The organism is Empedobacter sp. GD03861 (assembly GCF_029840885.1).
Taxonomy (GTDB): Bacteria; Bacteroidota; Bacteroidia; order Flavobacteriales; family Weeksellaceae; genus Empedobacter; species Empedobacter falsenii_B.
This window is the reverse complement of the sequence record NZ_JAOCDJ010000013.1, coordinates 1-14,323: the sequence shown is the minus strand read 5'-3', so window position 1 is coordinate 14,323 and position 14,323 is coordinate 1. Positions and strand designations below refer to the sequence as shown.

Sequence of the window (14,323 nt, the reverse complement as noted above, 5' to 3'; positions counted from 1 at the left end):
TTGAAAAGATGAAGCCAAGTAAAGAATTTGTTTTAATTTTGAGAATTAATTTGTTTACACAATTCTCAAAAAATAATTCAATTTGATTTCTCAAAGAACGATAGATATAATTTTCGAAACAGCTCGTGTAGAAGAAGTTGTTGGTGATTTTGTTACCTTAAAACGTGCAGGTTCTAGCTTAAAAGGACTCTCGCCTTTTGGTAATGAAAAGACACCTTCTTTTGTTGTTTCGCCTGCCAAACAAATCTGGAAAGATTTTTCTTCTGGAAGAGGTGGAAATGTTGTGACTTTTTTGATGGAAGTTGAACAATTTACTTATCCAGAAGCGTTGCGATGGCTGGCAAAACGTTATAACATCGAGATTGAAGAAGATGGTGAATATACTTTTGAGCAACAACAAGAAGAAAAAGACCGAGAAAGTTTATATATCTTGACTGATTTTGCGAAGAAATTCTTCACTAATCAATTGCATAATTCGGAAGAAGGAAATTTAATTGGTCTGAGTTATTTCCGTGAACGTGGTTTCACCAAAGAAACTATCGATAAATTTGAACTTGGTTATTCGCCAAAACAATGGGATGCTTTTGCTGAATATGCTTTAAAAAATGGTTATTCGAAAGAATTAATTGAAGAAGCTGGTTTAGCAACTTTCAAAGAAGATAATAAGAAATATGATAAGTTTCGCGAACGTGTTATGTTTCCTATTTATAGTTTTTCTGGTAGAACATTAGGTTTTGGTGGACGAATTTTGCGAAATGATGCCAAAGCTGCTAAATATTTAAACTCTCCCGAAAATAAAATTTATCATAAAAGTAAAACGCTTTACGGATTATTTCAGGCAAAGCAACACATTACAAAAGCCGATCAATGTTTTTTGGTTGAAGGTTATACAGATGTTTTGTCTCTGCATCAAGCTGGAATACAAAATGTGGTGGCGAGTTCTGGAACAGCACTTACAAATGAGCAAATTCGTTTGATAAAACGTTTGACAGAGAACATCATTGTGATGTACGATGGCGATAATGCTGGTATCAAAGCTTCTTTCCGCGGAATTGATATGATTTTGGAACAAGAAATGAATGTCAAAATTCTATTGTTACCAGAGGGCGAAGATCCGGATTCGTTTGCGAAAAAACATTCGACAACAGAAATCGAAGCGTATATAAAAGAAAATGCCTCCGATTTCATTCGTTTTAAGGCAAATGTTTTGTTGGAAGATGCGAAGAATGATCCTATCAAAAAAGCGGAATTAATTAGAGAAATTGTCAAATCGATTTCACTTATTCCGAATATTATCAAGCAGGAGGTTTACATTGCAGAAACTTCTAAAATTATGGAAATTCGAGAAGAAGTTTTGTTCAAAGAATTGGCTCAATTGCAAAATTCTGGCGATAAATCGACTTCTTCGTCTTCTCATATTACCGATAATGCGCGAACTAAAAAACCTGCTATTTCGGTTGTTCCGTCTACAAAAGAAGTCATCAATGTTCAGCAAACTGTAGAAAATGAAATCATTAAGTTGATTATGCAATTTGGTGATTTAGAAGTTGATTTGAAGAACGAGAACAACGAGCTATATAAAACAACAGTTAACCAAGAAATCATTTCTCAATTTGATGAAAACGAGTTAAGTTTGAGTAATCCACTTTATCAATCTATTTTAGAAGAAGTGAAAGTTGGTTTGGGAAATGATGAATTGCGAACAGGAACTTATTTTTCTCGATTAACCAATCCAGAAATTGTACAGCTTGCTTCGGAAATGATGTTAGAAAAACATAGTTTAAGCGAAAACTGGACAGTAAAGCAAGGCATCAACATTAAGAAAAAAGAAGAATTTGTGCACAAAGATTTATTTGATGTTTTACTTCGCTTCAAAATTATTTACATAGATAATGTGATTAAAGAATTGATGCATCAAACAAAAAATCCTGAATTATCAATCGAAGAAACGAGTCAAATTCTTCAACAAATTATGCATTTTACTGGATTAAAAAATATCTTAAATCAACATCTTAATCGCGTCATTTAATTTAACATTTACTGATTAAAATCACAACTCACTGACTAATAAATATTTACATAAAAATTACAAATAGTTCTTAAAAATTTTAATAAGTGACTATATTTTTAACTTATTGTTAACAATTCTTTATAAAGCTACTAAACATAGACATTTAGGTCTCTTTTATTTTCTGAAAATCATTAGAAAAAACTATGCATGTACAAACAAAATCTATTATGCTTATTTTAGATAAAGATTCAGAAAGAACTAAAGAATGACAAAGAATATTTTAACATTATTAGTAATGCTGATGATTATCCCAATGGCTCAAGCTAAAGGAAAATCAAACTTTTCAATAGAAAATCCGTTACCAGTTACTATAACTAAAAATTTGAAACTTAATATAATCAATAAATTTTCAGATTTTAATAAAACAGATAACACTGCGATTTCGGAAATTGTTGAAAAAGCTGGAAAAAAAGTAAGTGGAATTGTATCATGGTATGCTGATAAATTTCACGGTAAAAAAACTTCTAGTGGCGAGTTATATAACAAAAATAACTTAACTGCAGCCCACAAAACTTTACCATTCGGTACAAAAGTCAAAGTAACCAATACAAATAACGGAAAATCTGTTGTTGTAAAAATAAACGATAGAGGACCACATACAAAATCTCGTTTATTGGATTTGAGTAAAGCAGCGTTTACTTCTATAGGTTCTATTAATTCGGGAACATTAAACGTAGAAATGGAAGTTGTAGAGTAAAACAATTTTTAGATATTAAAAAAGAAAAGGATTGAACAATGTTCAATCCTTTTCTTTTTTAATCATTATGATGTTTATGATGCCCTTTCTTTTTATAATAATTCCCATTATTTTTCTTTTGTTGACCTGGTGCATATCGTTTTGCAGATTTATAACCGTGTACTTTTTTGTGTTGACCTGGTGGTAAGCTACGATGGTCATCATATCTTACTTCGTACTTCGGATATTTCTTATACTTCTTTTTGTGTTTATGCTGATGCTCTAATCCATATATAGTTGAGAACCATCACACGATACCAAAAATAAAGCAGCGAGGGCAAAAAACGCAATCAAGTTGATTTTTTTTAATACTGTTAGTTTCATAATCATATTCATTATATTCATTTTGAGATAAGACAATAACCTTACCAAAAAAGACTTTACAATATTTTAATGAATATACTGATTGGAATAGTATTTGAGAATCAATAATTAAACTATTAAAATTATGAAAGAAAAAATCCAATACCGCTACAAAACAACGAACGAAGCTTTAGACGAACTAAAAGAAAATGGTTTTACTATTGACTATAATATCGAAAAAAATCAATTAAAACAAGCCCCTGAAATCTTTGATATCGTATGCATTTATCGTTACGAAGGAATGTCTGATCCTGATGACGAATCTTCTGTTTATGGTATAATCAATAATCAAAACGGAGATAAAGGTGTTTACGTGGTTGGAAATTTATCAACAGATGACGATGTCGATCATTTCTTGGTTGATTTGGAAATAAAACGTAGAACAATTCAAGAATAAGAATATTACAATTATTAATCAAATAAAAAAGCTCGATGCAAATGCATCGAGCTTTTTAGATTTTATAACATCTTTCTAATTAGAAAGGATATTCATAAATTTTTGATTCGTGGAAGTAAGGGTGACCTTTTGCTTCTAAGTTTAATTTAGAAACTGCATTCATAACTACGAATGTAAATAATCCACCGATTCCAACTAATGCTCCAATTTCCATTAAACCAAAGTTGTGGAATGGTCCAACAGCTGCTGGCATAATTTGGTTGTAGAAATCCCAGTAGTGTCCAAAAATGATAACAAATCCCATCGCGAAAACGATTTGGTAACGACGTTTCATGCTTGATGAAATTAAAATCAAGAATGGGGCTACTAAGTTAATGATCAACATCCAGAAATATAATGGGTATTGCGCCATACGTTGTTGGAAGTATTGAGCTTCCTCAGGAATGTTTGCGTACCATTGTAACATGAATTGACAGAACCATAAGTAAGACCATAATAATGAGAAACCGAACATGTATTTTGTTAAATCATGTAAGTGGTTATCATTAAATAATGGTAAAGCGTTCTTTCTTTTTAAGTAGATAGAAATAATTGCCATAATAGAAACCGCAGAAACTAAGTATGAAACCATTCCGTACCACATAAATAATGAAGAGAACCAGTGTGGATCTAAAGACATCACGAAATCCCAAGCAAATGCTGCAGAACAAATTGCGAAAATCACTAAGTAAATTACTGATTTTTTGTACAATTGAGCGTACACTTTTAAGTCTCCGTTTGTCTCATCTAATTTGCGTGTTGCGTTTTTAATTACTGGTAACATTAAAGATAATACTACTAAGTAAATAACACAACGTACTAACCAGAAGTTAGGGCTTAACCAAAGTTGAGCTTTGTTTGCCATGTAGATATCATACTTCTCGCTATCAGGATTTATTAAATCAGCATCCATCCAGTGGAATAAGTGATTCATATGAAAATAAGATCCTAAAACGATGATAGCTACAAGTACAGAACCAACTGGTAAAAATGACGCGATAGCCTCCATAACACGAGATACTACCATAGACCAACCAGCGTTAGCTACGAATTGAATACATAAGAAAAACAAAGCAGATGCCGCAATACCAAACGATAAATAAGCTGGTACATAGAAAGCAGCCCAAGGTCTGTTTTTCAATAAATTTGTCAAATGCTCCATGTGTCCAGCATGATCTGTGTTCATAGATGCATAAGAATCTGAAATGTAGTCACCAAAAAATTGAGTTGGGTGAGCTTCAATCAAACCGTTAATATATTCAGTTGAATTAGCAACATCTTGTTGATGTAAGAAAAATCCTATCCCGTAAAGTACAACACCTATAACAGCTAAGATAAGTGATGCATTTTTTAATCTTGGGGAAAATGTATATTGCATAATAATTAACTTATTTTATTATTTATTAGTTGCTGTTTCAGTTTCTGTTGCAGGTTTTGCTTCAGCAGTAGCGTCTCCAGCAGGAGCAGCGGGAGCTGTAGTAGCACCTTTCAAACTCATTACATATTCAGCAACTCTCCAACGGTCTGCAGGAGTCAATTGAGATGCGTAAGAACCCATCGCATTTTTTCCGTACATAATTACATGATAAACAGAACCTACTGTAACATCTCTTTCGCTATAATTAGGAACACCTGAATAAGCTTTAGATTTTACAATTGAACCTTGTCCATCACCAGCTTCACCGTGACAAACTGCACAATTTTGTCCAAACAATAACTTACCTCTTTCTAAGTCTGCAGCTTTGTTAGCCGCATTCAAAGGAGAAACAGTTACTGCTTTTGCTTGTGCATAACCAGCGTTATTGTTTTTGAAAGTCCATGGTAAAATATCACCATCTGTTCTTGCAACAGCACCTTCTACAGATTCTAATGCAGACATATTATGATTTTTACTTAATACAGGAACTTCAGAGTTTTCTTCGTCATGAGGGTAACCAAAAGTTGCCTTTTCATAAGGATCATATGCCGTAGGATAATACATATCTGGCATATATACGATACTTGCGTGACGTTTTTTATCAGAACAAGAAGTGATAATAATACTTCCTAATCCTATAAGTAATGCTATCTTTTTCATTATGCTTCTTGTACTAAATTGTTAACACTTGGTTCTACGACTACATCACCTTTTACAGTTACTTCTTCAGCACCAGTTTCTACAAATACATTTTTGATTTTCTCAACATCAGCTGTTCTGATTTCGATTAAGAATTTATCATCTGTTGTACGTGGATCTGGGTTTTTAGCTTTAGCACCTGGGTACATTTTGTTACGCACTAAGTATGTTAATGACATAAAGTGCGCTGCACAGAATACTGTCAACTCGAACATAATAGGAACGAAAGCTGGCATATTCTCACCCCAAGAAAAAGATGGTTTCCCTCCAATATCTTGAGCCCAGTCATGGTTCATAATAAACCATGTCATCAAAGATGCTAACGTTGTACCAAATGCACCGTAGAAGAAAGCAAGGTCAGAAATACGAGTTTTCTTTAATCCTAAGGCTTTATCTAAACCGTGTACAGGGAAAGGTGTATATACTTCATCTATCGTAATACCTTGTTTACGAATAGATTTTACTGCTTTTAATAAATCATCATCGTCTCCGTAAAGACCATAAACGATTTTAGTGTTCGTGATGCTCATCTTCAGTATGATGTTTTTTATAGCTTTCGCCTGATGATTTCAAAATAGTTTTTAATTCAGATTGTGAAATAACTGGGAATGTACGTGCGTACAATAAGTATAACACAGAAAAGAATCCCATAGTACCTAAGAAGATACCTACGTCTACCCATGAAGGCATAAACATTGTCCAGCTCGATGGTAAATAGTCACGAGATAAGTTGATAACGATAATATCAAAACGCTCGAACCACATACCGATGTTAACTACGATAGAGATAACGAATGTCCAGAAGAAGTTTCTTCTGATTGGACGAATCCATAATAATCCTGGTACTAAAACGTTACAGATAATTAACGCCCAGAATGCCCACCAATAAGGTCCTGTTGCTGCTCCTGGAGAGAAGTATGTAAAGTCTTCGTAACGAGATCCTGAATACCAAGCGATCCATAACTCTGTTAAGTATGCTACTGCAACCATACCACCTGTTACAACGATTACAATGTTCATGTACTCGATGTGTTTACGTGTGATATAATCTTCGTAGTGTAAAACTTTACGCATTACACTTAATAATGTTTGTACCATCGCGAAACCAGAGAAAATAGCTCCAGCAACGAAATATGGAGGATATACTGTTGAGTGCCATCCTTTGATTACCGACGTTGCGAAGTCAAAAGATACAATCGTGTGTACCGAGAATACTAACGGTGTACATAAACCAGCTAATACCAAAGATAACTCTTCGAAACGTTGCCAGTGTTTTGCTCCACCACCCCATCCGAATGATAAGATTCCGTAGATTTTCTTAGCGAATGGTTTTGTTGCACGGTCACGTACCATAGCGAAGTCAGGAATTAATCCCATCAACCAGAAAACTGTTGATACAGAGAAATACGTAGAAATCGCGAATACGTCCCATAATAATGGTGAGTTAAAGTTAGGCCATAAAGATCCAAATTGGTTAGGAATTGGGAATACCCAGTACATTAACCATGGACGACCCATGTGAATTACAGGGAATAACGCTGCCTGTACAACGGCGAAGATTGTCATGGCTTCCGCAGAACGGTTAACCGACATTCTCCATTTTTGACGGAATAATAATAAAACGGCTGAGATTAACGTACCAGCGTGACCGATACCTACCCACCATACGAAGTTGGTGATATCCCAACCCCAGTTAATCGTTCTATTCAATCCCCATACACCAATACCAGTTCCTACTGTATAAGCAATTGCTCCAACACCAAAGATGAATGCAACCATTGCTATACTGAAACATGTCCACCACAATTTACTTGCTGGCGTCTCAATTGGACGAGCAATGTCTACTGTGATATCGTGGTAGGTTTTATGTCCTAAAATAAGGGGTTCTCTTACCTGTGATTCGTAATGTGACATATTTGTTTACCTTATTAATTCTTTACTAATTTAATTAAGCTTGTTCTTTTCTGTTTCTAACTTTTACTTGATAGATAACGTTTGGTTTTGTACCAATTTCTTCTAATAAAACATAAGAACGTTTATCTTTCGATGCTGCTCTTACTTCAGATTTATCATCATTGATATCACCAAATTTCATCGCACCTGTTCCACAAGCAGCAGCACAAGCAGCAGCAGCCATAAACTCTTCGTCTTTAACTACTCTGTTCTCTTTCTTAGCTTTTAAGATTGCAGCTTGAGTTTGTTGGATACAGAATGAACATTTCTCAATTACTCCTCGTGTACGTACAACAACATCTGGGTTAAGTACCATACGACCTAAATCATTGTTCATGTGGAAGTCGTATTTATCATTGTTCGCCCAGTTAAACCAGTTGAAACGACGTACTTTATAAGGACAGTTATTTGCACAATAACGAGTACCAACACAACGGTTATAAGCCATCATGTTTTGACCTTGACGACCATGAGATGTTGCACCTACTGGACACACAGTCTCACAAGGAGCGTGGTTACAGTGTTGACACATTAATGGTTGGAAAATCACATCTGGATTTTCAGCCTCTGGCTTAATTAAACGTGTATATTGTTGTGGCTCGTTATCTGGATCTAATTCTAACGCTACTTTCTGAGTTAAACGTCCATTAGGATCGTTATAAGTTACATCAGAGTAGTAACGGTCGATTCTTAACCAATACATATCTCTCGACATACGCATTTGCTCTTTACCAACAGTTGGCACGTTGTTTTCTGCTTGACAAGCAATTACACACGCTCCACATCCTGTACAAGAGTTCATATCAATTGTTAAATTGAAGTGAGGCCCTGTAGAACGATCAAAACTAGCCCATAAATCTACTTCACCTACTGGAGAATCTCCTCTCCATGTTGGCATCTTCGCAACTGGATTCCATTCTTGACGATCTGTGTTGATGAAATCTGCTAAAGAAACTTCTCTTGCGATTTCGTAACGTCCCATCAATGTTGGTTGTTGTTGCATGTTAGCAAATTCGTGTTTATCTGAACGAGAAGATTTTTCGATCTTAACGTTAGATGCACCTACATTACCAGTGTATAATGCGAAAGCGTTAACCCCTACATTATTTGCAACTTTACCAGCTTTTGTACGACCGTAACCGAAAGCTAAACCTACAGTTCCGATTGCTTGACCTGGTTGGATGAATACTGGAACATTTTCTAAAACTACTCCATTAACAGTTAAGTTTACATACTCACCGTCAAATTGCATTCTTCCGTTTGTAACGTTGTAGTTATCTTGAATTTTGATTCCTAATTTTTCCGCATCATTTGGATTAACTGTTAAATAGTTATCCCAAGAGTTACGTGTAATTGGATCTGGTAATTCTTGTAACCAAGGATTGTTTGCTTGTGTACCATCTCCTAAACCAGCTTTAGAATAGAATTGAATCTCCCATTCTGTCGCTTTACCAGCAGCTAATTTTGTAGCAGCAGCTGCAGCAACACCAGTGTTAGCAGTAAATGTAAAAGTTTCAGTCGCTTCATTATAACCATTGTATAATGCTTTGTTGAAATCTACACCTAATTTTGGTAAAATAGCTGATTCCCAGTTTTGTTTTACATATAAGTAATATGGAGAAACTTTTTGTCTAGTTGCAGAAACCGCCATCACCATAATTGGATCATTTGGATCTTCTACTTCTGTTACTTTAGTTACTCCTGTCATCCATGCGATTAATGAATCTTGGAATTGACGAGAATCAAATACACGTGGAATTGTTGGTTGTTGTAATGAATAAACACCTGTTAATGGGTTGAAATCATTCCAAGACTCTAAACCGTGAGTAACTGGAGCAATAACGTCCATTACTGATGCAGTTTCGTCTAATTTTTCAACTAAACCAACTTTAAGTCCAATGTTTTTGAAAGCTGCTTCAATTTCTTTTGCATTTTTAGCATTGTAAATTGGATTTGTTTGGAAGTTTAATAAAACTCCAACTTGTCCAGCTTTAGCTTCTGCAACAAATTGATTAAATACAGCGTCGTTAGACTCTTTTAATAAAACAGCTTTATCAGAAACTGCAGCTGATCCTAACAATTGGTTAATTGCGTATGCAATTGCGTATGCTTCTTTCGAACCATCAGCCATAACAACCGCTTTAGAACCTTTTGCTGTTAATTCAGCAGCAATAGCTAATGCTTCTTTAGATGAAGCTGAACCACCTGCTAATTTATTATAAACTTCAGCCAATACTTTTTCAGTATCAGTTGGTTTTAATGGATAACGTGTATCAGCATTTGCTCCTGTTAAAGATAAAACAGATTCTACTTGGATGTGACGCATCATTTTTGCTCCTGGTTTACGAGCAATACCATAATCACCTTCCATTCCACCACCATTATAATCACCTAAGAAATCTGCGTTGAAAGAAACAACTAATTCAGCATTCTTAAGATCGTAGAATGGCAATTCTCTTTTTCCATAAACTTCTTGCGCTGCGTCTAATGCATTCGTAGAAGAAATTGCATCATAAACAACGTGTTGAGTTGTTGGATATTTTGTTGCAAACTCAGCAATCAACTTTTTAGTTGTTGGTGAAGGTAAAGATGAAGTTAAAATAACTACTTTTTTCCCTCCTACTGATGCTAATGCTTTTGTTACACGGGCATCAAGCTCTTTCCAAGATGTTGCTTTGAAGTTTTCACCTGCGTTTGTTAAAGGTGATTTTATTTTATCAGAATCGTATAATGATAATACAGATGCCTGAACACGTGCATTTGTAGAACCATAATATTTTGCGCCTTTGTTTGCATCAATTCTAATAGGACGACCTTCTCTTGTACGTACTAATACGTTCGCGTAATCGTATCCATCAAAAATTGTAGATGCATAATAAGTAGGTACACCAGGCATAATGTTTTCTGGTTTCACTACATAAGGAACAGATTTTACGATTGGAGCTTCACAGGCTGCTAAAGTAACAGCAGCTGTACTGAACCCTAAAATCTTCAAAAAGTCACGTCGTGAAGTTTGACTATTCTCCATGGCGTTATCATTCCCTAAGAAATTATCTACAGGAATTTCTTCTGCAAATTCGTTGGTAGTTAACTTTTCATTTAATGTATTGTCAGTTAACTCCTCAAAACTTTTCCAGTAATTTTTCTTCGAAGCCATTTATACTCCTCTCTTTTTTATATTAATAATGACATTTACCACACTCTAAACCTCCGATAGCATCAACTGTAATCTTAGTTGCGTCACCGTACTGTTTTTTCAGTTTTTCGTGTAGTTCTGCGTAATATTCTTTGTTATACTCGTTGTCCATATCTACCTCAGTAGTTCTGTGACACTCGATACACCATCCCATTGTGAAATCATTCGCCATTTTCACTTCGTTCATTTCATCAACACGTCCGTGACATGCAAAACAAACTTGGTCTCCTGATCCAATGTTCAATTCTTTAGCATTTGGAATAGTTCCATCTTTAATCGCTTTCTTAATCGCTTTCTCTCCAGCTACAACGTGTTGTGCGTGGCTAAAGAATACGAAATCTGGCATATTGTGGATACGTACCCATTCGATTGGTTTTTGTGGACCATCGTATTTGTTCGTTTCTGGATTCCATCCAATCGCTTTATACATTTTTTGGATTTCTCCTGTATAGAAATTCTTAACTGCTTCCTCATCAGCGAATTTACCAGAAGTGATTAATTCTTCTTCGAAGTAATCTCCTTTGTATTCTTTGATTGTTTTGTGACAGTTCATACATACGTTTGGTGAAGGAATTCCAGACACTTTACCGTATTTAGCAGAACTGTGACAGTACTGACAGTCGATACCTTGTACACCTGCGTGAACTTTGTGAGAGAAATAAATTGGTTGTTCTGGCTCGTAACCTTTATCAACACCAATTCCCATTAATCCCCAATACACGTTGTACAATGCAAAGAATGCTAATACTGCGATTAACACACCACCAACTTTTTGGTATTTCTGAAAGAATTCAGCAAAAGAAAAAGCTACTCTTTCAGTTTCTGCATTTAATTCCTCTGTAGCTGTCGCTTTAACTAATGCATTAACGCGAACCAAGATCCACAATAATAATACCGCTAAAACAACAAAACCTACTGCAATTACTCCTGAATTAGCTCCACCTCCTTGTGCAGCCTCAGCAGCTTTTTTCGCAGCGGCTTCTTTCTTTTTCGCAGCTTTAGCTTCTTCAAAAGCCTTAACTCCTGCATCAGGATCAGCTGTATATGCTAAAATATTATCAATATCACCTTCTGATAAGTTAGGGAAAGCTAACATTTCAGTGTTATTGTAATCAGCATAAATTTTGTTTGCATACGCATCTCCTGATTCACGCAAAGCTTTGTTGTCCTTAATCCAAGCGTGTAACCACTCTTTTCCAAGTCCAGCTTCTTCTTGTACGCGTTTCTCAACATTACGTAATTCCGGCCCAATTAATTTACCATCAATCTGGTGACATGCAGTACAGTTGGCTTCGAATAATTCGTAACCTTTTCCTGCATCTTGGGCATTTGCTAGGGAGAACGTCGATAGTATTATCGCGCAGCTCCATAAACGTATTCTTTTTAGAAATCTTGCCTTCATTTACTTAAATAATCTCAGTTCGTTGTTTCTTTTAACTCGTTTTTATTTGAACACTTAACTAACAGCAAAAATAGCTTCAATACTTAATAAAATCATAAAGTTTACATACTGAACTTTGTCATTGAGCTTAATTTAAAACGTTTCTAAATTAATTGTTAAAAAATATCGCTGTATAAATATTATCTATTTGATTTGATAGAAAAGATTTAGAACAAGAAAAATTGCTATTTAACATAATTTAAAAAAATAATCATTATTATTTTTATTATAATCAGCCAATCAATTTTATAGTTTTATCATCATTAATTAGTATTCACAAAAAAAATTGGAACAATATTCGTTGTAAGAAAATAAAAGTCTATAAAATTTAATAACTTAATTGTAAAAAGTATATTTGCACAAATTAATTTCATCTTATGAAAAAATTTATCTTTTTATTCCTTATTACTTTTTCTTCTTGCGTTTTTGCTCAAGATAAAATTGATACCGTTCAAATTATCAACAATGGTACATTGAATATGGAAATTGATAGTAGAATAAATAATGTATTAAAAGCAAAAGAAGACGCTGTTTGTAGTTATACCACTACTGTAAAGAAACCGACAGAGAAAAAACCAGTTATACAATCTAATGATCCTTGCGCAGGCACACCACAAGTGAATGGTTTCAAAATTCAGATTTATTATTCGAAAGATAGAAAAGATGCGGAAAAAGTAAGAAATGAATTTTCAAATTCTTATCCAGATTTATCGGCTCAGACTGCTTATTTCTCGCCAGATTATCGTGTTTTGGTTGGAGATTATTTTACAAGAGCATCTGCTTCGAGAGATATTCGTCGTTTGAAATCAAAATATAATAGTGCATTTTCTATTCCGTTCAAGGTTTTATGTAGAAAAGCAAAATAATATTATTTTATAAAAAGGAAAATGTATCCTTATCACAACAAAATAAAACAACGAATAAAGAATGGTGAATTAATTTCGTTTGAATTTGTAGAAAAATATAAAAATATTTCTCCATGTTTAGTTTTATTTTTCAAAACAGAACCTTTTATACGACCTATTCGCGAGCATCGTTTTTCTGAATATAGACAATTACTAAAAATAGAAAACGATTAACTTCTTTTACAGATTTAAAATTTATTCGAAAACATAAAAAAAGCGTTATCAATAATCTTGGTAACGCTTTTTTATTTTTTAATGGTAATATTTAGTAGTCGATTCATAAGTTAAAATTTAGTTTTTGAGAATAACTCCTCTTCCTTCTATTTCTAACTGAATTAAAATCGATGCTAAATTAGTTTGTACAAATCCTAAATTACCTGCAACTAAAACACCTTTTTCTCCAGTCGAAATTTTCTCGATTCCATAAACACTCGATTCATCTTCGGGGCTCGAATTCCCTTCATAACGATAGATGTAAATAATTCTAAAATCGTGCGGATGATCAATCAAATCACTTTCTAATAAATTAAAATCTTCTTGATATCCTTTTTCAGCAAGTTTACGTAACGCAACACTTGACGTTTCATAATTAAATTGCCTTCTTTCAAACATAAAATTTACTTTTACTTGGTTAATACTTATAAATCTAATCAATTAATAAACAGAAAGTTGTTAAACATTCGTTAAGTATTTAAGTGCATAAAAAAATTAACATACTTAATGACTTATTGTATTCAAAATAAGTTCTTATTTTTGACAAAAAGATACAATGATTTTAGAAAAATTAAACCAAAACGAAGCTAATTTTGCTGATGTTATTGCGCATATTGAAGAAAATTATCTTTATACAGCTTCTGCTTTTGTAAATGGAAATCAGGAAAATGCTGTGGATCAAAATCAAGGAAGTGCGAAGGTTTTTGCTTTTGCAAAATTGAATAATTTCTCTGAAGATGATACCTTAAAATTATTTGCAGAACATTATCAAGCTGTATTAGATTCGCCAGAAGGAACTGATCACAATAATATTCGTCAATTTATGCAAAACGGATGGAAAGGTGTGACATTTGAAAACGAAGTGTTGACAAAAAAATAAACTCAAAAAAAAA

At 34.0% G+C, this 14,323-nt stretch carries 12 protein-coding genes; 5 read left to right on the top strand and 7 right to left on the bottom strand.

Translation table 11 applies throughout. From position 1 onward, the window contains the following. Positions 1-82: 82 nt before the first annotated feature. The 3 genes from dnaG to N5D03_RS08380 all read left to right on the top strand — a co-directional run bounded on the left by dnaG (position 83) and on the right by N5D03_RS08380 (position 3,567). Positions 83-2,029, top strand: a complete 1,947-nt coding sequence (gene dnaG / locus N5D03_RS08390) for a DNA primase (protein WP_280035732.1) — start codon at positions 83-85, stop codon at positions 2,027-2,029. Between the two features lie 247 nt (positions 2,030-2,276). Further along, positions 2,277-2,768 (top strand): septal ring lytic transglycosylase RlpA family protein, encoded by a 492-nt coding sequence (locus N5D03_RS08385; RefSeq protein WP_280049577.1) that lies wholly within the window; start codon positions 2,277-2,279, stop codon positions 2,766-2,768. Between the two features lie 487 nt (positions 2,769-3,255). Further along, positions 3,256-3,567, top strand: coding sequence for a hypothetical protein (locus tag N5D03_RS08380; protein ID WP_114999479.1), 312 nt, complete (start codon positions 3,256-3,258; stop codon positions 3,565-3,567). Between the two features lie 79 nt (positions 3,568-3,646). Here the strand turns inward: N5D03_RS08380 and N5D03_RS08375 are convergent, their stop codons facing one another. Genes N5D03_RS08375 through N5D03_RS08350 form a run of 6 tightly spaced genes read right to left on the bottom strand, consistent with a single transcriptional unit; the run spans position 3,647 to position 12,273 of the window. Beyond that, the gene (locus tag N5D03_RS08375; RefSeq protein WP_280051365.1) at positions 3,647-4,984 is read right to left on the bottom strand and encodes a hypothetical protein; all 1,338 of its coding nucleotides are present in this window, start codon (positions 4,982-4,984) and stop codon (positions 3,647-3,649) included. A gap of 18 nt (positions 4,985-5,002) precedes the next feature. Continuing rightward, a complete protein-coding gene (locus tag N5D03_RS08370; RefSeq protein ID WP_038336922.1) occupies positions 5,003-5,683 on the bottom strand; it encodes a cytochrome c in 681 nt (226 codons plus the stop codon). Then, positions 5,683-6,246 (bottom strand): DUF3341 domain-containing protein, encoded by a 564-nt coding sequence (locus tag N5D03_RS08365; protein ID WP_052217986.1) that lies wholly within the window; start codon positions 6,244-6,246, stop codon positions 5,683-5,685. The genes N5D03_RS08370 and N5D03_RS08365 overlap by 1 nt, the downstream gene beginning before the upstream one ends. Beyond that, positions 6,233-7,636: an NrfD/PsrC family molybdoenzyme membrane anchor subunit gene (nrfD, locus tag N5D03_RS08360; RefSeq protein WP_038336919.1), complete on the bottom strand. Its 1,404-nt coding sequence runs from the start codon at positions 7,634-7,636 to the stop codon at positions 6,233-6,235. Before nrfD ends, N5D03_RS08365 begins: the two co-directional genes overlap by 14 nt. 34 nt (positions 7,637-7,670) lie before the next feature. Further along, on the bottom strand, positions 7,671-10,832 hold the full coding sequence (locus N5D03_RS08355; protein ID WP_280051364.1) for a TAT-variant-translocated molybdopterin oxidoreductase: 3,162 nt from the start codon (positions 10,830-10,832) through the stop codon (positions 7,671-7,673). A 22-nt stretch (positions 10,833-10,854) separates the two neighbouring features. Next, positions 10,855-12,273 (bottom strand): c-type cytochrome, encoded by a 1,419-nt coding sequence (locus tag N5D03_RS08350; RefSeq protein WP_038336916.1) that lies wholly within the window; start codon positions 12,271-12,273, stop codon positions 10,855-10,857. 416 nt (positions 12,274-12,689) lie between these two features. On the opposite strand from N5D03_RS08350, the gene N5D03_RS08345 reads away from it, so the two are divergent. Next, the gene (locus N5D03_RS08345) at positions 12,690-13,178 is read left to right on the top strand and encodes an SPOR domain-containing protein (protein WP_114999471.1); all 489 of its coding nucleotides are present in this window, start codon (positions 12,690-12,692) and stop codon (positions 13,176-13,178) included. 330 nt (positions 13,179-13,508) lie between these two features. Here the strand turns inward: N5D03_RS08345 and N5D03_RS08340 are convergent, their stop codons facing one another. Beyond that, entirely contained in the window at positions 13,509-13,829 is a 321-nt protein-coding gene (locus N5D03_RS08340) for a hypothetical protein (protein ID WP_038336909.1), read from the bottom strand. Positions 13,830-13,986: 157 nt separating this feature from the next. Between N5D03_RS08340 and N5D03_RS08335 the strand changes: the two genes are divergently transcribed. Next, positions 13,987-14,310: a HopJ type III effector protein gene (locus N5D03_RS08335; protein ID WP_038336908.1), complete on the top strand. Its 324-nt coding sequence runs from the start codon at positions 13,987-13,989 to the stop codon at positions 14,308-14,310. Positions 14,311-14,323: the final 13 nt, after the last annotated feature.